17 protein-coding genes are annotated in these 20011 nt (G+C 67.5%); 8 read left to right on the top strand and 9 right to left on the bottom strand.

The features are described from left to right. Positions 1-4: 4 nt before the first annotated feature. Genes RUU78_RS13175 through RUU78_RS13165 form a run of 3 tightly spaced genes read right to left on the bottom strand, consistent with a single transcriptional unit; the run spans position 5 to position 4817 of the window. Entirely contained in the window at positions 5-874 is an 870-nt protein-coding gene (locus RUU78_RS13175; RefSeq protein WP_313917311.1) for an XdhC/CoxI family protein, read from the bottom strand. Positions 875-921: 47 nt separating this feature from the next. Then, positions 922-3435 (bottom strand): molybdopterin cofactor-binding domain-containing protein, encoded by a 2514-nt coding sequence (locus RUU78_RS13170; protein ID WP_313917309.1) that lies wholly within the window; start codon positions 3433-3435, stop codon positions 922-924. Further along, positions 3432-4817 (bottom strand): FAD binding domain-containing protein, encoded by a 1386-nt coding sequence (locus tag RUU78_RS13165; protein ID WP_313917307.1) that lies wholly within the window; start codon positions 4815-4817, stop codon positions 3432-3434. Before RUU78_RS13165 ends, RUU78_RS13170 begins: the two co-directional genes overlap by 4 nt. Positions 4818-4947: 130 nt before the next feature. On the opposite strand from RUU78_RS13165, the gene RUU78_RS13160 reads away from it, so the two are divergent. The 4 genes from RUU78_RS13160 to RUU78_RS13145 are packed head-to-tail and all read left to right on the top strand — an operon-like array spanning position 4948 to position 8676. After that, positions 4948-5994 carry an adenosine deaminase gene (locus tag RUU78_RS13160; protein WP_313917305.1) on the top strand — a complete coding sequence of 349 codons (1047 nt, stop codon included), beginning with the start codon at positions 4948-4950 and terminating at the stop codon, positions 5992-5994. Beyond that, positions 5991-7010 (top strand): hypothetical protein, encoded by a 1020-nt coding sequence (locus tag RUU78_RS13155; protein WP_313917303.1) that lies wholly within the window; start codon positions 5991-5993, stop codon positions 7008-7010. The genes RUU78_RS13160 and RUU78_RS13155 overlap by 4 nt, the downstream gene beginning before the upstream one ends. A gap of 43 nt (positions 7011-7053) precedes the next feature. Further along, positions 7054-7407 (top strand): hydroxyisourate hydrolase, encoded by a 354-nt coding sequence (gene uraH / locus RUU78_RS13150; RefSeq protein WP_313917301.1) that lies wholly within the window; start codon positions 7054-7056, stop codon positions 7405-7407. Positions 7408-7416: 9 nt separating this feature from the next. Next, positions 7417-8676: a urate hydroxylase PuuD gene (locus tag RUU78_RS13145; protein WP_313917299.1), complete on the top strand. Its 1260-nt coding sequence runs from the start codon at positions 7417-7419 to the stop codon at positions 8674-8676. Between the two features lie 145 nt (positions 8677-8821). On the opposite strand, the gene RUU78_RS13140 is transcribed toward RUU78_RS13145, so the two are convergent. The 4 genes from RUU78_RS13140 to RUU78_RS13125 all read right to left on the bottom strand — a co-directional run bounded on the left by RUU78_RS13140 (position 8822) and on the right by RUU78_RS13125 (position 12740). Continuing rightward, positions 8822-10234, bottom strand: a complete 1413-nt coding sequence (locus tag RUU78_RS13140; protein WP_313917297.1) for a serine hydrolase — start codon at positions 10232-10234, stop codon at positions 8822-8824. Positions 10235-10441: 207 nt separating this feature from the next. Then, entirely contained in the window at positions 10442-11305 is an 864-nt protein-coding gene (locus tag RUU78_RS13135) for a hypothetical protein (RefSeq protein WP_313917295.1), read from the bottom strand. Beyond that, the gene (locus tag RUU78_RS13130; protein WP_313917293.1) at positions 11302-12234 is read right to left on the bottom strand and encodes a hypothetical protein; all 933 of its coding nucleotides are present in this window, start codon (positions 12232-12234) and stop codon (positions 11302-11304) included. Before RUU78_RS13130 ends, RUU78_RS13135 begins: the two co-directional genes overlap by 4 nt. Before the next feature lie 149 nt (positions 12235-12383). After that, positions 12384-12740 carry a roadblock/LC7 domain-containing protein gene (locus tag RUU78_RS13125; protein WP_313917291.1) on the bottom strand — a complete coding sequence of 119 codons (357 nt, stop codon included), beginning with the start codon at positions 12738-12740 and terminating at the stop codon, positions 12384-12386. Between the two features lie 453 nt (positions 12741-13193). Here RUU78_RS13125 and RUU78_RS13120 point away from each other — a divergent pair, with 453 nt between their 5' ends. Continuing rightward, a complete protein-coding gene (locus RUU78_RS13120) occupies positions 13194-13841 on the top strand; it encodes a LuxR C-terminal-related transcriptional regulator (RefSeq protein WP_313917289.1) in 648 nt (215 codons plus the stop codon). 45 nt (positions 13842-13886) lie between these two features. Here the strand turns inward: RUU78_RS13120 and RUU78_RS13115 are convergent, their stop codons facing one another. Both RUU78_RS13115 and RUU78_RS13110 read right to left on the bottom strand, forming a co-directional pair. Beyond that, positions 13887-14324 (bottom strand): hypothetical protein, encoded by a 438-nt coding sequence (locus RUU78_RS13115; protein ID WP_313917287.1) that lies wholly within the window; start codon positions 14322-14324, stop codon positions 13887-13889. 367 nt (positions 14325-14691) lie between these two features. Then, a complete protein-coding gene (locus tag RUU78_RS13110; protein WP_313917285.1) occupies positions 14692-15696 on the bottom strand; it encodes an SAM-dependent methyltransferase in 1005 nt (334 codons plus the stop codon). Positions 15697-16071: 375 nt separating this feature from the next. On the opposite strand from RUU78_RS13110, the gene RUU78_RS13105 reads away from it, so the two are divergent. Genes RUU78_RS13105 through RUU78_RS13095 form a run of 3 tightly spaced genes read left to right on the top strand, consistent with a single transcriptional unit; the run spans position 16072 to position 19941 of the window. Then, positions 16072-18123, top strand: a complete 2052-nt coding sequence (locus RUU78_RS13105) for a ferritin-like protein (protein ID WP_313917283.1) — start codon at positions 16072-16074, stop codon at positions 18121-18123. Beyond that, on the top strand, positions 18116-19129 hold the full coding sequence (locus tag RUU78_RS13100; RefSeq protein WP_313917281.1) for a DUF692 domain-containing protein: 1014 nt from the start codon (positions 18116-18118) through the stop codon (positions 19127-19129). The genes RUU78_RS13105 and RUU78_RS13100 overlap by 8 nt, the downstream gene beginning before the upstream one ends. Beyond that, positions 19126-19941: a DNA-binding domain-containing protein gene (locus RUU78_RS13095; RefSeq protein WP_313917279.1), complete on the top strand. Its 816-nt coding sequence runs from the start codon at positions 19126-19128 to the stop codon at positions 19939-19941. The genes RUU78_RS13100 and RUU78_RS13095 overlap by 4 nt, the downstream gene beginning before the upstream one ends. Positions 19942-20011 lie beyond the last annotated feature (70 nt).

The raw sequence follows: 20011 nt of genomic DNA, 5'->3' as shown, positions 1-20011 counted from the left end.
GGTCTCACTGCGGGTTGCCACGGCCGCGACGCACCTGCACGAGCTGCGCAAGGATGCTGACCGCGATTTCCTGCGGCGTTTCGGCCGCGACGTCGAGCCCTATCGGCGCCTGCAGGCGCTGCAACGTGTCCGTGTGTTCCTGCAGTGCTTCGATGACCTGGCGGATGCGCCGGCTGCTGCCCATCATGCCGAGGAAGGCCGGCGGACGTGCACACAGTTGGCGCAGGCTCGCGATATCGGCGCCGAAGTCGCGGTTCAGCAGCACGGCGTAGACGTCGCGCGGCGTGTCGAGCGCGTGCGTGAGTTCGGCGTAGCTGCCGCTGTAGACCCGCGCGCCGACGAACGCGGCGTCGGCCACGCAGTCCGCGCGGGTGTCGAATACCGCGATATCGAAGTCCAGCAGCCGTGCCGCTTCGCACAGCGCGGCGCCGCAGTGGCCGGCGCCGACGATCAGCAGGCGCGGATTCGGCCGCAGCGGCAGCCCTGCGTCGGGCCGTGGCAGTTCGACGCGCAACCCCGCGGCGAGTTGCGCGGCGGCGTGCTCGGCGCGGGCACGATCGGTCGCGCCGGCCCAGCAGCGCAGTTCGAGGTGCATGCGTCCGCCGCAGATGCCGGCTGCGTCGATGCCGCCGCCAAGATCGATCTCGAGCGCGACGGCCTCGTCACGCGGCGCTGCGAGCAGTGCGCGTGCGGCGGCGATCGTACGTGCCTCGGCCAGTCCGCCGCCGATGCTCGCGGCCGTGGCATCGGCGCACACCAGCATGCGCGCGCCGCGCTTGCGCGGCGTCGCGCCGAATGTCCCGATCACACTCGCGACGACGACGGCTTCGTTGCGCAGCCGCAGGGCGAGTTCGGCGAACAGGCGCTCATCCATGCGTGGACTTCCGGCGGATCGGCGTGCGGCTCCGATGCAGCGCGCGCTCAGGCGTCGACATCGAGTGCGTCGGCGACGGCCTGCGGTTGCGTGGCGCGCGCCCGTTCGATCGCCGTGAAGATCGCTTCCGGCGTGGCGGGCGAGGACAGGTGCACCGGCTGCGGCAGGCTCGCGAACGCCGCGACGGCTTCGCGCAGGGCCTCGCGCACGCTGAGCGCGAGCATCAGCGGCGGTTCGCCCACGCCCTTGCTGTTGAAGATCACCTGGGTGCTCGGCACGCGGCTGCGCCGGAACAGTTCGACGCGGAAATCGCGTGGCACTTCGCCAAGGGTCGGGATCTTGTAGGTGCTCGGTGCATCGGTCAGCAGGCGGCCCTGGTCGTTCCAGCGCAATTCCTCGCAGGTCAGCCAGCCCAGGCCCTGCACGAAGCCGCCCTCGATCTGGCCGCGGTCGATGGCCTCGGCCAGCGAATCGCCGACATCATGCAGCAGGTCCACGCGACGCAGCGTGTGCACACCGGTAAAACCGCAGACTTCCACTTCCGACACGGCCGCGCCGAACGCAAAGTAATAGAACGGATGGCCACGGCCCTGCTTCGGATCCCAGCTCAGGCCCGGCGTGCGGTAATAGCCCGTCGCCGACAGGCTGATGCGCGCGTTGTAGGCGGCGTGTACGATTTCGGTGAAAGGCAGGCCGGTCAGGGTCTGGGGCTCCGGTTCCCGCGTTTCCCATGACGGGTTTGGGATAGACAGGCCGAGCTCGACTTCCCGCTCGTCGATGATCGTTGCTTCCAGCGGCGCGTCTACACCATCCACATTCGGCCCGACCGTTGCAGTGAAGGGCGCATGCGACGCCGCCCGGGAGATCGCTTCGTCGCGGTCATCTTGCCGGGCCGCAAACACGCGATCGTCCGCAAAACAAACCGCCTCCGGCGCACACCCCAGCATGCTCGCCGCCACCGGCACGAGCCGGTCGCGCAAGGTCTCGCAGGCTGCCTTGACCGCCTGCCCGTTGAGGTCGGATCCGCTGCTGGCTGCGGTCGCAGAAGTGTTGGGTACCTTGTCAGTACTCGTCGGCATCACGCGGATGCGCGCGGTGTCCACGCCGAGCACGCGGCTCGCGACGGCCAGCATTTTCGTGTGCAGGCCCTGGCCCATCTCGGTGCCGCCGTGGTTGAGCTGGATGCTACCGTCGGTATAGATGTGCACCAGTGCGCCGGCCTGGTTGTACTCGGTCTTGTTGAACGAGATGCCGAACTTCACCGGCGTGATCGCGATGCCGCGCTTGCTGTGCGTGTTCGCGGCGTTGAACTGCGCGATCGCACGGCGGCGCGCGTCGAACTCGCTGCCGCTCTTGAGCTGCCGCCACAGTGACGGCAGATGGTTGTCGACGACGGGCTGGCCGTAGGGCGTGTGATTGCGCGCGCCGTCGCCGTCGTCGCGGTAGAAATTCCGCTCGCGCACGAGGTCCGCCGGCAGGTTCAATTCCGCGGCGATGCGCGCGATCACCTCTTCACCGACCAGCATGCCCTGCGGTCCGCCAAAGCCGCGGAAGGCCGTGTTCGAGGCGAGGTTCGTCTTCGCGATCAGGCCGGTGATCTCGACGTGCGGACAGAAGTACGCGTTGTCGATATGCACCATCGCGCGCATCAGTACCGGCGGCGACAGGTCTGCGCTCCAGCCGCCGTCGGCGTAGAGCTGCACGCGCAATGCCTGCAGCACGCCGTCGTTGTCGAAGCCGACCTCGTAGCGCGCGAAGAACGGATGGCGCTTGCCGGTCAGCTGCATGTCGAGCTGGCGCGACAGCTTGATGCGCACGGGCCGGCCGGTGGTCCAGGCCGCGAGCGCGGCGACCGCGGCGAACGGGTTGGCCTGTGTCTCTTTGCCGCCGAAGCCGCCGCCCATGCGCAGGCAGCGGCAGACCACGCGGTTGCTCGGAATGCCGAGTACGCGCGCGACGATGATCTGGGTTTCGGTCGGGTGCTGCGTCGAGGCCGTGATCTGGATCAGCCCGTCCGCGTCGAGCTGCACCCAGCTGGCCTGGGTTTCGAGATAGAAATGATCCTGTCCGCCGATCGCGATCTCGCCGCAGACGCGCTGCGGCGCGCAGTCCAGCGCGGTCGCGGCGTCGCCGCGCGCAACACGCGCCGGCGGCAGATGGAAGGCCTGTTCGACCATGGCCTGGCTGATCGACAGGCAGGCCGGCAGTGCCTCGTAATTTACCTTTACACACCCCGCCGCGGCGCGCGCAGCGGCCTCGTCCTCGGCGACGACCCAGGCCACCGGCTGGCCGTGGTAGCTCACGAGCGCGGCGGCGATCAGAGGCTCGTCGTGCAGGATGGGACCGGTGTCGTTTTCGCCGGGAATGTCCGCAGCGGTCAGCACGCGGACCACGCCCGGCATCGCCGCCGCCGCCGTCGTGTCGATCGCAAGCACGCGCGCATGCGCGTGCGGCGACTGCACCGGCCACAGGCTCAGCAGGCCCGACGGCGGATGCTGCTCGTCGGTATAGATCGCGCTGCCGCTGACGTGGCCTTCCGCGCTTTCATGCTTACGGCTCATGTCAGCGTCTCCGGCAGGTGCTCGGCGACGAACTTCGCGAACAAGTTCGCGCAGAGGCTGCGGCGGTAGTCCGCGCTTGCGCGGTGATCGCTGAGCGGCTGGAACGCCTCGCGCAGCAGGGCCTGCGCCTCGCGGACCGTCGCTGCATCGAGACGCCGCCCGCGCAGGAAATCTTCGACCGTCGTCGCACGCCGCGGCACCGCGGCGACGCCGCCGTAGGCCAGGCGGCTCTCGACGACACGCCGGTCCGCATCGAGCGCGAGCATGAACACCGCCGCCACGATGCTGATGTCGTCGGTCTGGCGCTTGGCGACCTTGTACGACGCGCTGACCGATCCGTTGCGGCGCGGCAGCGTGACCGCGACGATGAGTTCGTCGGCCGCGCGAGCGGTCTTGCGGTAGTCGAGGAAGTAGTCGGCAATCGCGACCTCGCGCGGGCCGTCCGGACCGTGCAGATGCACGGTCGCATCGAGCGCCAGCAACACGGGCAGCAGGTCGCCGATCGGCGAAGCCGTGCCGAGGTTGCCGCCGAACGTAGCCCGGTTGCGCACTTGGCGCGCCGCGAACCACGGCAGCATCTGGTCCAGCGCCGGAAACAGGCCAGCCAGGCGAGCCTCGATCTGCGACAGCGCCACGCCGGCGCCGATGCGCACGACGTCGGCGGCAACGTCGAGCGTCTGCAGTGCGGCGATGCGATCCAGCGCGATGAACGCGCTCGCGACCGGCTTGCCGTGGCTCAGCTCCACGCCCAGATCGGTTGCGCCGCCGACCCACGCCGCTTGCGGATGCTGCGCCTTCAGCGCGAGCGCCGCGTCCACTGTCAGCGGGCTGAAGTACTGCGCGAGTTCACCCGCAGGCAGGTCGGCCGGTTCGCGCAGCAGCGCGGAAAACGCATCCTCGGCCGCTGGCTGCAGCGCCAACACTTCGGTCGCCGCGCGGATCGGCCGGTAGCCGGTGCAGCGGCACAGATTGCCTTCGGTCGTGCCGTCGCCGAGTTCGCCGCCGTAGTAACCCGCGAACAGGCTCATGACGAAACCCGGGGTGCAGTAGCCGCACTGGGAGCCGGCGCAGTCGACCAGTGCCTGCTGCACCGGATGCAGTTCCGTCGCGCCGTGCGACAGGGCCTCGACGGTCAGCACCTGGCGGCCGGGCAGGGCGCCCATCGGCAAGAGACAACTGTTGACCGCGCGGTACTGCGGCCGGCCGTGTTCGTCGGTATCGACCAGCGCCACGGTGCAGGCGCCGCAGTCGCCGTCGGCGCAGCCTTCCTTGGTGCCGGCCAGGCGCTGGCGCTTGAGCCAGCGCAGCAGGGATTCGGTGGGATCGTCGCCGCGCAGGTCGACGCATCGGCGGTTGAGCTGGAACGTGCACGCTTTCGTCATCGGCCGATCGTAGCGCGGCATGGCGGCCTTTGGCACGGTGTGACGCGGGAACGCCCTGCAACAGGATCCACCTTTGCGTCATCGCAGCGATGGTGCAGACTCCGCCGTCATGCCCGATAGCGGAGCCGCCGTGAATCCAGCCGTTGCCGACCGCGAAGCCCTGCGCGCCTTCGCCTGCGCCATGCCCAAGGCCGAACTGCACATCCACATCGAGGGCTCGCTGGAGCCTGAGCTGATCTTTGCCCTGGCGCGGCGCAACGGCGTGGCCTTGCCCTATGCCAGCGTCGACGCGCTGCGCGCTGCCTATGCGTTCACCAATCTGCAGAGTTTTCTCGACATCTACTACGCCGGTGCGAGCGTGCTGTTGCACGAGCAGGACTTCTTCGACATGGCCTGGGCGTATTTCCTGCGCGCCAAGGCCGACAACGTCGTCCACGCCGAACTGTTCTTCGATCCGCAGACGCATACCGACCGCGGCGTGCCGTTCGAGGCCGTCATCGACGGCCTGCACCGCGCCTGCCGGCAGGCGCATGACGAACTCGGCATCCGCGCCGAACTGATCCTGTGTTTCCTGCGTCATCTCAGCGAAGAGGCGGCGTTCGCGACGCTGGAACAGGCCAAGCCGCACCGCGACAAGTTCATCGGCGTAGGCCTGGATTCCAGCGAAGTCGGCCATCCGCCGGAAAAATTCCAGCGCGTCTTCGCCGCCGCACGGGAGCTTGGTCTGCATGCCGTCGCGCACGCGGGCGAGGAGGGGCCGCCGCAGTACATCTGGGATGCGCTGGATCTGCTGCAGGTGCAGCGCATCGACCACGGCGTGCAGGCGCTGCGTGACCCGGCGCTGGTCGCGCGCTTGCGCGAACAACGCATTCCGCTGACCGTGTGCCCGCTGTCGAACATCAAGCTCTGCGTGTTCGGCGATCTGCGCCAGCACAACCTGCGTGAGCTGCTCAGGCAAGGCCTCGTCGCGACGGTGAACTCCGACGACCCGGCGTATTTCGGCGGCTACATGAACCAGAATTTCGTCGAGACGCTGGATGCGCTGGAACTGGACGCGGCTGAGCTCGTGACGCTGGCGCGCAACAGCTTCGAGGCGAGCTTTGCGAGCGAGGCCGACAAGCAGCGCTACGCCGCACTACTCGACGCCTGCCGCCGCGAGCACGGCATCGCCGCGTGAGGACGGCGGTCGCTTGGCTGGCGTTCGCCGCAGCCGCACCGGCCACGGCGGGTGAACCGCTGATCCTCGGCATGCTCGTGAGTACAGGCAATGCGTCTGTGCTGCGTCTGATGGCGCGCATCGACGACGACGGCCGCTGGCGCAAGGCGGACGACCTGATCAGCGCCGCGATGGCGGCGAACCGCCTCGGCAGCGTGCAGTACGGCAACAGGGCCGACGCGCCGCCCCCTGTGGTGGATCTCGGCACGTTCGCCAGTGCCGTAGTCGGCGGCGATTTTGATTTGCGCGAGTGGCACGGACACACGCCGCGTGGCAAGGTCGTGCGGGAGGCAGCCGTCGACGCTGCGCAGATGGCCTGGTCGTGCAATCGCGGCTGGGGCTTGCGTTTGAAGGCTGACAAATGGCCGCCGGTTGCGGGTTCGCTGGTCGCGAACAGGGCCATCGATGTGCGCTATTTCGTGCCCGAGCCCGACAAGGATGCCGACACGGAATCCTGGGCACTGGCGTCGGCTGAGCAGGAAGCGCACGCGCTCGCGGCGTATCGCAGCGAAAGCAGCGGACGGCAGCAGGGCATTCCCGACGACATCGACGCGGCCGCCCTGTCGCGCCTCCCGCTGCAGCACATCCAGGCGCGCAGCACCGGCCTCGGTACCCAAGGCCGCCTCGTGTCGATGTCGGCGTTGCGTCTGCTGCGCACCGAACCTCTGTCGGGAGAACCTCTGCCGGAAGAACACTGCGAGCAGCCGTCGCTGGTCTACACCGCACTGTTTCATCGCGACGCGGCCGGTAAGGTGACGCGCCTGCAGAGCAAGGCCGAGGTGCAGGACTGCAGCGAAGGGTGGGGTCCGAACGCGAAGCGTCAGCCCTGGCTGGTGCTGTACGTTTCGGGCAAGCCGTATTTGCTGCAGATGCAGTACGGCCTTGAGGCGCATTCGACCGGTGTCTACGAATTCGACGGCGACGGGTGGACGCCGGCGGCCGAGCCGATGCTGAATCTCGCTGAAAGCGGGTGTTGAGCCACATCACGGATCGGCCATCGCGCCGGCAAGGGAAGGGAACATGGGAAAGCTGACCACGCACATACTCGACACCGCGCACGGCAAGCCCGCTGCGGGAGTCGCCATCGAGTTGCACGGCATCGCCGTCGGCGCACGCCTGCTGCTGGTTCGTGCGCAGACCAATGCCGACGGGCGCTGCGACGCGCCGCTGCTGGCCGACTACAAGCTGCAGCCCGGCATCTACGAACTCGATTTCCACATCGGCAATTATTTCGCCGGGCTCGGCGTGGCGACGCAGCAGCCGCGATTCCTCGATGTGATCACTATCCGAATCGGCATCAGTGACGCGAGCGCCCACACCCACGTGCCACTGCTCGTATCGCCGTACGGCTACAGCACCTACCGCGGTTCCTGAGGATCGCGCGTGGTCGACTACGTGATCGAATGCCTGACCTTCCTGCTGCGCTGGCTTCACGTCGTCGCGGCCATCGCCTGGATCGGCGAATCGTTTTATTTCGTCGCGCTGGACCGCGGCCTGAAGCCGCCCAAGGACGCGGAAGCGAATCTTTACGGCGAATCCTGGTCCGTTCACGGCGGCGGCTTCTACCGCAAGCAGAAATACCTGCCGGCACCGCTGCAGCTGCCGGCCGACGTGCATTGGTCCAAATGGAAATCGTATACGACGTGGATGTCGGGCTTCGCCCTGTTCACGGTCATGTATCTGTTCTCGCCGCAGGTCTACCTGATCGATCCGGCGGTGGCGGCATTGAGCACGCGCGACGCCGTGCTGCTCGCGCTCGCGTTCCCCGTGATCGGCTGGCTGCTCTACGACGGCCTGTGCCGCCTGCTCGATGATCGCGAGGAGATGCTCGGCGCTGCTGTCGCCGGACTCGTGCTGTTGCTGTGCTACGCCGCCACGCACGTCTTCGCCGGCCGCGCCGCGTTCCTGATCGCCGGCGCCGTGCTCGGCAGCATCATGTCCGCGAACGTGTTCTTCGTCATCATTCCCGGCCAGAAGAAGATCATCGCGGCCCTGGAGAAAGGCGAGACACCCGATCCCGGCCCCGGCCGCCGTGGTAAGCAGCGCTCCGTCCACAACACCTATTTCACCTTGCCCGTCGTCTTCGCGATGCTGAGCACGCATTACGCGACCGCCTACGCGCACGGTGACGGCTGGCTGGTTCTTGCCGCGTTCATGGCTGCGGGCGCGCTGATCCGCCAGTTCTTCGTGCTTTGGCACAGCGGCGATCGCGCGTGGTGGCTGCTGGTCGCAGGGGCGGCCGTGCTGATCGCCGTGTTCGCCTGGATCAGGCCCGTGCCGCGTGTCGCTGCCGCAACAGCGGCGCCCGTCGCGGCACGTTCGACTGGCACCGTACCCGCCACGCCGGCACCGGATGGAACTTCGCTCGCGACCGCGACAGCGGAAGTCCGCACGCCACAGCCTGACACCGAGGCGATCCGGATCGTCCTCACGCGTCACTGCGTGCAATGCCACTCCGCGACACCGACGCTGATGGGCGTCGCGCCCAAAGGCATGATGTTCGACACCCCACAGCAGATCGAATCCCACGCCGCCGTCATCGAACGCCAGGTCAGCGTGCTGCGGGTGATGCCGCCGGGGAACATCACGCAGATGAGCGAGGCGGAGCGCGAGGCGGTAACGCGGTGGTTTACCAATCGTTAGCTCGAACCTGCTAACAGGTTGGCGGTGAGCGCAGCGAACCCCAACATCCGAGGCTCACTCGCCGCGAATACCGCATGCCTGTACCGCGTGCACTGCCGAGCGCATTGCACCGGACAGGAGCGAAGATCGATGCAGAACTGCCGAGTCAATGACGTGTCGGTGTGCGTGTCGAAGCGGAATCCAACGCCGCCAGGATTTCCGCCGTGAACTTCGCGACATCGAACCGCGCACCGGTAGGATCCTCGCCGCGCCGCACGATCACGACGCTGCGGCTCGGCACGATGATCAGGTACTGCCCCCGATTGCCGAATGCGCCGAAGGTGTCGGCGGGGATGCCGGGCGAACGGTTGAGCAGCCAGAACGTCGCGCCGTAGCCGAAGTCACCGGTGGGTGGCTGTGGACCGGAAGGCGTGGCGACGTACTGGCGCCAGCCCTCGGGCAGCAGACGTTCGCCGTTGAACAGGCCGTCGTTCTGGTAGAGCAGGCCGAGTCGAGCGAGATCGCGTGCGGTGGTCCATACCTGGCTCGACATCACGAAGTTGCCGCGCCAGTCCGTTTCCGGAACCGTTCGCGTCATGCCGATCTTCCACAGTAGCTGCGTGAACGGGAACGCGAGCGCCCTGGCGTCGTCGCCGGTCCGCTCGCGCAGGCCGCGCAGCGCGAGCACGGTGTCGTTGTTGGCATAGCGGAACGTCGAACCGGGCGGCATCAGCGCCGGCGAGCCGGCTGCGTCCTGGTCGACCGTCGCGCCGCCGAAATACAGCGCGTCGGTGCGATTGCCGGCGGCCGTGCTGTGCAGGCCGCTGGCCATGCGCAGCAGGTTGTCGGTGGTGATGGCCGCGCGCGGATCGCCGGGCATCTGCCACTGTGCGATGGCCGCGGGCCGGGCCGGATCGATCGAGCCTTCGTGCTGCGCGATGCCGATCAGTGTGCCTGCCAGGCTCTTGGCGACCGACCAGGTGCGTTGTGCAACGTTGGGGCCGAAGTCCTTGCGGTATTTCTCGGCAACGATGCGTCCATGCTGCACGACGATGACGGCCGTGGTCTCGTTGCCTTCGCCGAACTGCGTGCGGTCGAAAGCGGCGCTCACGCTTCGGGTCAGTGCGCGCGCGTTGCCCTGTACGCGGCCGGTTGCTTTCCTGTCGCCCAGTGGCCAGGGTTTGCCGTCGAGTTTCGGCCGCGGCGCATCGAAACGCGGCAGCGCGGTGACGGCATCGGCTGTTGCGCCGATCGGTAGCTGCGTGCAGCCGAGGTTCGGCCGCCATGCCGCGATGCGTGGCGCGAGCGCGTCGTCGAAGGGGACCGAGACGATCTTGCGCGGCTTGTCGACGCTGGCCGTCAGCATCGGCACGATCGCATCGTATTCGGGATAGATGCCCTTGAGTTCCAGCGTCGACAGCTGTTCCGGCGTACGGCCGGCGTTGAACACGCCGCTGCAGATCGTCAGCGCCTTGTAGCCCGCGGCGATGGCCCGGTCATAGGTAGACGGCGGCTTCTGATCGGCCAGTGCAGCTACCGGTACACACAGGCACAGCACGAGGCTGATGAGGCGTTTCATGCGGTCGTGATCCTCGGACTGGTCTGCTGGGCGACAGCACCAGGGTAGCCGCCACCACGGCGGCACCGGTGACGGCGCGAAATGTCGATGCTACGACAGGCCGGGTAACTTACTACTCGCGCGCGCAGCGTGGCGAAACTGCCGGCATCCGTTGCGTGAGCCTCGATGAACAGCAGGCTCATGCTGCGTCGGCCGACGCAGCAGCTTTCAGCCAAAGACCTCGAGCGCGGCGCGCGCGGTATTGCCGTTGAGCTGCGCGAGGATCGACGCATCCTGGTAGCCGCCGGCGACGACGAACAGGATCGGAATGCCCAGCCGCCTGGCCATGCGGAACACGAACCGGTCGCGCTCGAACAACTGCTGCGTGCTGAGTCCCGCGCGGCCCTTGGGATCGTTCTCGTGGCAGTCGACGCCGGCCTGGTAGAGGATCAGGTCCGGTGCGCAACGCGTGATCTGGGCGGCGACGTCCTCCAGCGCCTGCGCGTACGGACCGAATCCGTCGCGGGTCACGTTGATCGGATAGATCCACGAGCGCGCAGAGCCCACGCAGCCGAAGCGTGTGCCGAAGATCGAGGCGGTGTACAGATTCGGCAGCCGGTGGGTGAATTCCTCGGTGCCGTTGCCGCCGTGCTCGTCGCAGTCGACCACGAAGATGCGCTTGTCCGGCAACCGATGTGCCACGAGCGCCAGTCCGTTGATCGCGCAGAAGCCGCTGCCGCGGTCCCAGAGCGCGTGATGGAAACCCCGCGCGAGGTTCATCGCCACGCCATGTGTCAGTGCGTGCTGCGCGGCTTCGAGCTGGCCGCCGAGCATCGCCAGCACCGCATCGCGTACGAGCGGGCTCCAGGCGATGTACTGGCTCGATGCGAGCGGCTCTTCACCGCGCAGGAAATGATCGATATACGTCTCGTCGTGCAGGCCGTACAGCAGGCGCGGATCGACCTGCCGCGGCGCGCACAGCTCGATCCCTTTGCAGTCGCGCAAGGCATCGGCCAGCACCGCGAGCCGCGAGAACAGCGGCGAAACTGGCGGCGCATAGTCCGCCGAATAGTAGGCCCGAAGGCGGGTCACGGCATGGCCCCTTGCGCAAAGCGGTCGGCGAGATCCTGCAGCTGGCCGATGGTTGCGTTCAGCGGCGAGAACATCGCGGCGCGGACCTGCGCTTGCAACTGGCAGCTGAAGGCGCGTGCGCGCGATGCCGGCGAGATGGCCAGTGTCGTCAGCCGCAGGAAGCGGGTTTCTTCCAGCGCGCTCGCTGCCAGCACGTTTCCGCGGCGCGACTGCCGCAGCGGCACCGCATCGGGGTTGCGCCGGATCGCACACAGGCTGCCCGGTGGAATGCACACGCCGAACAGACGGAACGGGCCGACCGAAATCGCCGACTGGTTTTCGCCGAGCCCGACTTTCTCCAGCAGCAGCGGACGGCCCAGCGCATCGACGATCACGTTCACCGATCCGTGGCGCCGGATACGCCCGTGCGCAATTTCCAGAAAGTAACTTTCGGCTTCCGAGCAGCTGCCGACTTCCGGCTTGACCGGCATGCCGGGCAGGTCGGGCGCAGGATCGCCGATGCCCGTCAGCATCTGCGTGAGCAGATGAAGGAATACGCGGCTTTCCTCGTACTCGAGGCTATCGCCGAGCGCCGCGAGCGTGTCGCCCAGCGCATGCAGGCGTGCGGCGTGCGCTCCGGTGTCCGGCGCACTGTCGCGCGTCGCGGGATCCAGCAGGCCGCGCCAGCCCGTCGTCAGCCCCGCGTTCAGCAGGGCGCCGGCCAGCGCTTCGGTTTCGGCCGTGGGCCAGTCGGCGAAGACCTGCAGGTCGCTCGCGTTCAACGGATCGCGCGGACGGTTGATCAGGCGCGACAGATAGCGCGTCGACTGGGCATAGCCACAGCCGCGGCGCTCGGACTGGTGGGCGAAATGCTCGTCCAGCATGTCGACGAGCGTCGTGCACAAGGCGAATCCCGCCGCGTCGAACGCGCGTGTCAGTTCGTGGGCCATCGTCGTTCAGTCGTCAGGTGGCCGCAGCGCATAGGCTGCAGGCGCCGGCATCTTTTGCATGATGCACGCCAGCGGGCCCGCGGCGCGAGCCCGGCTCGTGCCGGGGACGCGTCGCGGGCCCGCATGGCGGCCAGGGGCCGGACGGGTCGTCAGGAGAAGTCGACCGTCTTTTCGAACGAGCGCAGCTCGTGGCGGGCCAGGGCGAGGTTCGACTTGGTGCGATCCAGTACCACGTAGAGGAACAGCTTCTGGTTCGACTCCAGCGGACGCAGCAGGTGGTACTGCCGGGTCAGGCTGATCAGGACGTCTTCGACCGTGTCGTTGAGCTTGAGGCTGGCCGCGACCTTGCGCTTGGCGCGGATGACTTCCGAATTGCCCGCGGCGGCCAGATCGAGGTCGATGCCCGTGCCGTCGCCGGCCAGCAGCATGCCGCTTTCGGTATCGACCAGCGCCGAAGCCACATAGCCATCGATGCTGCGCAGCGGTTCCAGACTGATTTTTGCCATGATGTACGTTGCCTTTGTGGAGTAGTGACAGTGCGTTGCGTCCCGCCCGCCGTCGATCTGGACGAAGCAGGACACGAAAAAACCCGTGGAGCGTGCCGGTGCGACCGCGTGATGCGGCAAACTCACGCGTTCGGCGCAGCGTGAGCGCGAGGTCATTCGTAGTGCTCTAGCGGACGCGGCGACGTCAGGGCGTCGGCCGGGCGAAGGTACTGCAGCAGGGCAGCAGGTTGAGCCGGATGCCCTTGCCACGGCGGTTTCGCTTCACCGTGTGGGTGGACGATAGCGAAGCGTCTGTGCAGCGAACATAGGGGTTACCCTGACCAACATGATGAAATGTGACGCGATCGCGAAGATTTATGCCAAAACACCTGTGTGTGTCACAGTCTTTTTCGATGCGTGAAGGCAATGCGCGGCGGGCTGCATCGCTTCCGCGTGTCACAGGCTGGTCCTGGCATGGCCGCTGAGCGCCGACGCGAGACAACGATCCTCATTCTGCTGGCGAGCGAGATCGCCACGGTCGGCCTGACTGCGGCGCTCGCTTCGCGGTCCCAGTTGCATGTCGTTGCGATCGCGCATTCGCTGGAGCAGGGCTTCGCCGCGCTGCGCAAGCATGTTCCCGAGATGATCGTGTCAGGCCCCGAGTGGCTGGCGCCGCTGCAGGCGTTCCTCGAGGAAGCCGGAATGCGGGCGCGCATCGTGGTGTTCGGTGCACAGCGCCATCTGGGTGCCAACGCCGAGCGCACCGCCGCGGCGGCCTGCGGCTATGTCAGCTACCTGACGCCGGGCCGGACCTACCTGCCATTGGTCGACCTCATCGCGGACTGTGCGCAGCCGGCCACTCACGCCGAACCGGCCGTGTGCAGGCGCTGCGCCGCGCGCCCGACCCTCAAGCCGCCGAAGCTGGAGCTGTCGCGTCGCGAACTGCAGGTCTTCGTGGCGATCGGCAAGGGCTTCCGCTCGGTCGATATCGCCGGGGAGCTGGGCATCAGCGTGAAGACGGTTGAAACACACCGCGAGAGCATCAAGGCCAAGCTAGAGCTCGGATCGGCGCGTGAACTCAGCGCGGCCGCGACCGATTGGTGCCGCGGTGGGTCGTCGTGAACGTGCGGAACGCCTGGCCGGAAAGGGAATAGGCCGCGGGGCCAGCTAACGCGGGCAGTCGTACCACGCCACGCCGCAGAACGCCGACCAGGCCACGGTCACGGATTCGCAGCGAAACTGCCACTCGGTCCAGCCCAGGCGGTGAAATCCCGACAGCAGGATCGCCATGTCGCCGTCCGTCGCCGTCAGGGTGAACTGAATGATGCAGTCGTCGATCGGCCGCGACGGTTCGTCGTGCGGCAGGAACTGTCGCGTGCTTTCGCTCCAGAGCCGGACACGCTGGTCACGGACGTTGTGGAACACCAGCGAACACGGCTTGATGAGCTGGTCTGTGCCGTGCGGATTGGCCTCGTGGCCCTTGCCGATATACGCGAAACGCAGGTCCAGGCGCGTGGTCGTGACGCCGACGTCGATGCCGACGATCTCGGCATCGTGGAGCTTGAACAGATCGATCCGCGTAGCGGTTTCGTACAGGGCCTGCAAGGCGGGGTCCTCGATGACCGTGCGGTGGCGCCGCGTGTTTACGACCCGTTCCGCTCTAGCCGGCGACATCGTGCGCTACGCAGCGGGAAGCCCCGCGGCAGGCAGCCGGACGCGCGGGGCTGTCCTGCTGTTCGTCCGCGAGGCTGTGCGCTACGACTACTGCGGCGCAAACGCCTTCGAAGCCTTCTTGTCTTTCTTCGCGGCCTTTTTTTCCTTCATCGTCTTGTCGGGTTTCTTCTTCGTGTCTTTCTTCTGGTTCAGGCCCTTGCTCATGCGGTGCTCCTCGTGGTGGTGTCGGTGACGGCTGTGGCGTGCCGCGCGGTGGCCGCAGTATGCACCGGCCGGCGTGGACGATGCGCGAGGCGGATCAGCGCCGCGTCGCCAGTACGCCGTCGAGGGCGAGCTGCGCGGCGAAGCCGGCTTTCTGCAGCCGTTTTTCCACTTCCCGCGGCACATCGCGGCCGCTGGTGAGCTTATTCGGGCTGCCGGTGTAGTGGAACAGGCGGCCGCCGCGGCGCAGCACTCGCGCCAGCTGGCCGTAGAAGGCTTGCGAGTACAGCTCGCCGGCAATGCCGAAGCGCGGCGGATCGTGCAGCAACGCATCGACCGACGCATCGGCGATCTGCGTGATCGCCTGCGACACGTCGGCCTGCACGAGTTCCAGGCGCCCGCCGGCTGCTGCCGCTGCCGGATCCGGCGACCACGGGTTGAGTGTGCGCAGCCACAGTACGTCGGTGTTTTTTTCGAATGACCGGATGCGCGCCGCGCCCGCATCGAGACAGCAGGCCGCGAAGTAGCCCAGTCCGCCGCAGGTGTCGAGCACGACCTTGCCCGACGGCTCGATCAACGCCACCTTGCGGCGCGCATCGTCGAACGGTGAGGTCTTCGCCGTCGGCAGCATCTTGATGCCGTCGATCTCAAAGGTGGGTGCGCCCCACTCGGTGGGTACGAGCTTGATCAGCGAACCCGAGAAGCGCGACACCGGCGCGAACGCATCGCCGTCCCAGTAATGGATCGTGCGGTCCTTCAGGCGGTGCGGGTAGGGATAGCGCTGGCCGTGCCAGCGCCAGGCGTCGGCTTCCAGCGTCGCATCATGGCGCGTGCGCTCAAGGTCCAGCGAGCCGGTCCAGGTCGGCATGCCGGCGTCGCGCGCGGCGAGCAGCGCGTCGGCCAGCGCGAGGGTCAGCAGCGGACCGGAATAGTGCGAAGCGATGAGGGAGTCTCCGGGAATGCCCGGCGTGGGCAGCGCGGCGGCATTGTCCCAGGATCGGGCCCGGCGTGGCGATCGGGAACGCGCCGCGGTGTGCTTCCGGACGGCGCGTTGCAGGCAGGCGAGGTTGCGATCGACAGCGTCGAACCCGCACATCGCCATCGGGCGATGGCTGCAGGATGGTCGAAACCGCGGTCGAAGACGGCCGGTCCCGTCGCGGCGGCGAGGCTTGCGCGGCAGCGCGGAGAGGGCTCGGCCGATGGCCCGTATCCGACACGCAAGCGCAGTCGGGAACGCGGACCTATCACGCGCCGCACGGCCTTGCGCCGTGCTTGTAAGGTTCGCGACAAAATTGATACTTTGCCTCGGCATTCGCGCCGTCGCGCGCCTGCTGGCCGCACCTGTCAGGGGAATGGCGGGGTATCGGTCGAGTGCAGAGTTTCCTTCCGAGCATTCCAGTCCGACCGCCGCACGCGAGTGACCGCGTCGCGTTCGGGCCCGCATCCACCAGCCAGCTACCGCAGCCAAAGGATCGCCATGACCGACAGCCGCAAGCCCAGCGACCCCGTGCGTCCGCTTTCGCCCGCCGAGCGCAAACTGGTCGACCAGATCGACCGCACCTGGACGCGCGACCGCGCGTTGACCGAACTCAAGGCGCACCTGCAGATCGCGATCGAGGTCGAGCTCGCGACGATTCCGATCTATCTGTACACGTATTACTCGATCGACCGCACGCCGGCGCCGTTTCCCGACTCGGACCTGTCGCGCTTCGCCGATCAGGCCGGTGCCATCATCATGAGCGTGGCGGTGGAAGAAATGCTGCATATGTCGCTTTCTTCCAATGTTCTTTTTTCGCTGGGCGTGCTGCCGCAGCTGTACCTGCGCTCGCCGGCGCCGTATCCGACCAACCTGCCCGGACACCAGAAGCTCGGACCCGACGCCAAACCCCTCGCGCTGCCGCTGGCGAAGTTCTCCCTGGCGCAGCTGTGGCATTTCCTCGAGATCGAATATCCGGCCGAGGCCGACGCACCGCCTGAAGGCGGTAGCTGGGAAACCATCGGGCAGATCTATTCCTACGTGCGCTGCATCATCAGCTCAAAGCACATCACCGACGCGGACTTCCGCCAGGGCGAGAAGCTGCGCCAGATCCAGTCGACGAACTATTCGCCGAACAACATCGACACGGTGTTCCCGGGCGGCAGCTTCGACAAGACCTGTCCGGTGCCCGCGAGCGCGGCCGGGTCGGCCGCGACCGTGGCGGTCTATCCGAGTCGCGGCGACAGCCATGCAGGCCGAGCCGAACTGATCACGATCGATTCGCGCAAGAACGCACTGCAGGCGATCCAGACCATCGACGCGCAGGGCGAAGGCTTCGGCCCGAGCAAGTTCGACGACCCGTCCCAGCAGGAGGTGTCGCACTACTGGAAGTTCCTCTCGCTGCAGTCGCAGCTCGCTGGCTACGACAGTAAGCACGAGAACCTGCCCAAGCGGCCGAAACCGCCCGCGCCGGCGGCACGGCAGTTCACGCCGGAAGAACTTGCCTGCGTCGTATTCGATTTCCCCGACAACCCGGTGGCGTCGAGCTATCCGGCCGGGCGGCGCGATCTCGCCAATCTCGTGAGCGGCCTCTACCAGTACATGCTGATCCTCACCGAGACCATCTTCCTGCAGGAGCCGGCGCAGCAGAAACGGTACTTCAACCAGGCGCTGCACCGCTCGATGATCTGGATCCTCGACAAGATCATCCGCACGATGCGCGGCGTGTTCCTGCAGCAGACCAGCGACGTCACCGGCAATCCGCGCCTTGCGCCGACCTTCGAGAACCTCGACCTGGGGCCGCGCGATCAGGCCTTCGCCACGCTCGTGACGATGTGCGCCGACCTCGACGCCCGTTACGGCAGCGAGTCGTGGTACAGCGCAGATCTCAAGGGCTACGTCGACATGGTGCCGAGCCTGCCCGACGTCAGCGCGTTCTGGGCCGCGCCGGCGCAGCCGGGCTGCGACGTATCAAAGTACAAAGGTGTGCCAAAATTCCCGGCGAGTCCGCCGGCTACGGTCGGCGACGACGAGGCGCGTCACGCCTGCATGGGCCTGAACCACTGCGCCGGCCAGGGCCGCACGCGCGATAACGACTGCGCCGGCCAGGGCTACTGTTCGACGGCGCTCGAATACAACTACGCCAACCCGGGTTCGCCGAATGTGTCGGACCATACCTGCCATGTGAAGAACGACTGCGCGGGGCAGGGCGGCTGCGGCCTCTACGGCACCGGCGAGGAACAGAACGCGCCAGCGCACAACCAGTGCGCGACGCTGGGCTCCTGCGCCACGCCGATCAATGCCGAGCGTTTCAGCACCGACGGGCCGAACCGCGGCAAGGGCGTGTGGGTGCGCGCGCGGGAAGTGTTTGCGGAAAAGACCTGGCCGACGCTGCGCAAGAAAAATCCCAAGCTGCCGGCGAAACCGCCGAAAGTGCCGTATCCCAAGCTGTTCCAGTACGGGCCGACCATCGAATGGATCCAGGACTACAGCGGTGAAGGCATGACCGCCTGCGGTTCCAGCGGCATGAGCGGCGCGGGCAGTTGTGCCTGAGGCCACGACGACGGACGGCGCTGCGGAAACCACGCCGCAGCGCCGGGGCGGGCGTGCCCGGGAAAACGACCTCGGCCTGGGTGTAGGACTGCGCAACACGCACTTCGACCACATCCTGGCCGAGCGCCCCGCGGTCGACTGGTTCGAGGCCATCTCGGAGAATTTCATGGACTCGGGCGGGCGCCCGGGCGCCGTGCTGCGCGAGATCGCGCGGCACTATCCGGTCGTGCTGCACGGCGTGTCGCTGTCGATCGGGAGCACCGACCCGATCGATCGCGGCTACGTGCGGCGCCTGCGCCGGCTCGCCGAGGAGGTCGACGCGCGCTGGGTCAGCGACCATCTGTGCTGGACCGGGGTGCTCGGCATCAACAGCCACGACCTGCTGCCGCTGCCGCTGAATGCGGAAGTGCTCGCCCACGTCACGTCGCGCGTGCACGCGGTGCAGGAACTGCTCGGCCGTTCGCTGGTGCTGGAGAACCCGAGCACCTATCTGCGCTTCCGCGATTCCGACGTGAGCGAGCCCGATTTCCTGCGCGCGCTGTGCGACGCGACCGGATGCCGGCTGCTGCTCGATGTCAACAACGTCTACGTCAGCTGCTACAACGCCGGCACAGATCCGCAGGCGTATCTCGATGCGTTTCCATTCGAGCGCGTGGTGCAGTTGCATCTCGCCGGCCACCAGCACTGCGGCACGCACATCGTCGACACGCACGACCGGCCGGTCAGCGATGCGGTGTGGGCCCTGTTCGCCCACGCGTGGCAGCGCAGCGCAGGCGCGGCGACGCTGCTCGAATGGGACGGCGACGTGCCCGCGTTCGCACGTGTCCATGCGGAAGTGCTGCGTGCGAAGGAGTTCATGGCTGCCGTGGCGGGCCAGTCCGCGCCGGTGGACGCGGTCGCGTCGGGACCCTGGGCGCGTGATTCCGCGGCGGATCAGGCGCTGTCGACGCCGGTCGATTTCCTCGTCCCCGACGTCATGGGTCGCAGCCGGCTGCAAACCGCATGAGTGTCGTCGCGCCCCGCCTGCAGGCGCTGCAGCGCTGGATGCTCGATGCGCTGATCGCGCCGGAATCGGCCGATCGCGCTGCGGTCGAGCAGCACGTCCAGCCCGGCGCGCGCATCGACGCCGCGGCCTGTCTCGGCATCTACCGCCGCAGTTATGTGCTGCGCCTGCGCCGCTGCCTCGCCGAGCAATTCCCCGCGACGCGCCATGCGCTCGGCGCGCCCCTGTTCGACGACTTCGCGGACTCTTACCTGCGCGACTGCCCGTCGGACAGCACGACACTCTACGAACTCGGGCGCCGCTATCCGGGCTGGCTCGAGGCGAATCGTCCCGACCGCGACGCGCCCGAGGACCAGCGCGAGGACTGGATCGACTTCCTCGTGGATCTCGCAACGTACGAAAGGGAATTGTTCCACCTGTTTGACGCCGCGGGCCACGAAGGGCAATCCTGGCCCGATGCCTGCGCCGACGACCGCGATCTGGTGCTGCAGCCCTGCCTCGCGCTTGCGCAGTACCGCTATCCGGTGGCGTGGTACTACCACGAGGTGCGCGCCGGCCGGGCTCCGGCGTTTCCGCCGTGCGCGGATTCGTGCGTCGTCGTACTGCGCCGCGACTATCACACGACGACGTATCCGGTCAGCGGCCTGCACTATCGGTTTCTCGCGCAGCTACGGCAGAGCGGTTCGATCGCTGCGGCGCTCGACGACATCGCGGGCTGGACCGGGCGGACGTCGGCCGCGGTCCGTGAATCCTGGGCGGCCGAGGTCCGGCAGGCCTGGATCGAGGCGGGTTTCTTCGTGAATCGCGGCGGCTGAGCGGCGCAGGACATCGCAGGCCGCCACGTGCGTCATGCTGCCGGAGAATCGCAGGCGCGTCATCGCGCCG

It is taken from the genome of Tahibacter sp., assembly GCF_032229445.1.
Classification (GTDB): Bacteria; Pseudomonadota; Gammaproteobacteria; order Xanthomonadales; family Rhodanobacteraceae; genus Tahibacter.
Note: the sequence above shows the minus strand (reverse complement) of the source record. Positions and strands in the feature narration are given on the sequence as shown.

Excerpts from the sequence above, each read along its gene's own strand:
- RUU78_RS13175 (WP_313917311.1), bottom strand. The coding sequence starts at position 874 with ATGGATGAGCGCCTGTTCGCCGAACTCGCCCTGCGGCTGCGCAACGAA.
- RUU78_RS13170 (WP_313917309.1), bottom strand. The coding sequence starts at position 3,435 with ATGAGCCGTAAGCATGAAAGCGCGGAAGGCCACGTCAGCGGCAGCGCG.
- RUU78_RS13165 (WP_313917307.1), bottom strand. The coding sequence starts at position 4,817 with ATGACGAAAGCGTGCACGTTCCAGCTCAACCGCCGATGCGTCGACCTG.
- uraH (WP_313917301.1), top strand. The coding sequence starts at position 7,054 with ATGGGAAAGCTGACCACGCACATACTCGACACCGCGCACGGCAAGCCC.
- RUU78_RS13140 (WP_313917297.1), bottom strand. The coding sequence starts at position 10,234 with ATGAAACGCCTCATCAGCCTCGTGCTGTGCCTGTGTGTACCGGTAGCT.
- RUU78_RS13130 (WP_313917293.1), bottom strand. The coding sequence starts at position 12,234 with ATGGCCCACGAACTGACACGCGCGTTCGACGCGGCGGGATTCGCCTTG.
- RUU78_RS13125 (WP_313917291.1), bottom strand. The coding sequence starts at position 12,740 with ATGGCAAAAATCAGTCTGGAACCGCTGCGCAGCATCGATGGCTATGTG.
- RUU78_RS13120 (WP_313917289.1), top strand. The coding sequence starts at position 13,194 with ATGGCCGCTGAGCGCCGACGCGAGACAACGATCCTCATTCTGCTGGCG.
- RUU78_RS13110 (WP_313917285.1), bottom strand. The coding sequence starts at position 15,696 with ATGGCGATGTGCGGGTTCGACGCTGTCGATCGCAACCTCGCCTGCCTG.
- RUU78_RS13105 (WP_313917283.1), top strand. The coding sequence starts at position 16,072 with ATGACCGACAGCCGCAAGCCCAGCGACCCCGTGCGTCCGCTTTCGCCC.
- RUU78_RS13095 (WP_313917279.1), top strand. The coding sequence starts at position 19,126 with ATGAGTGTCGTCGCGCCCCGCCTGCAGGCGCTGCAGCGCTGGATGCTC.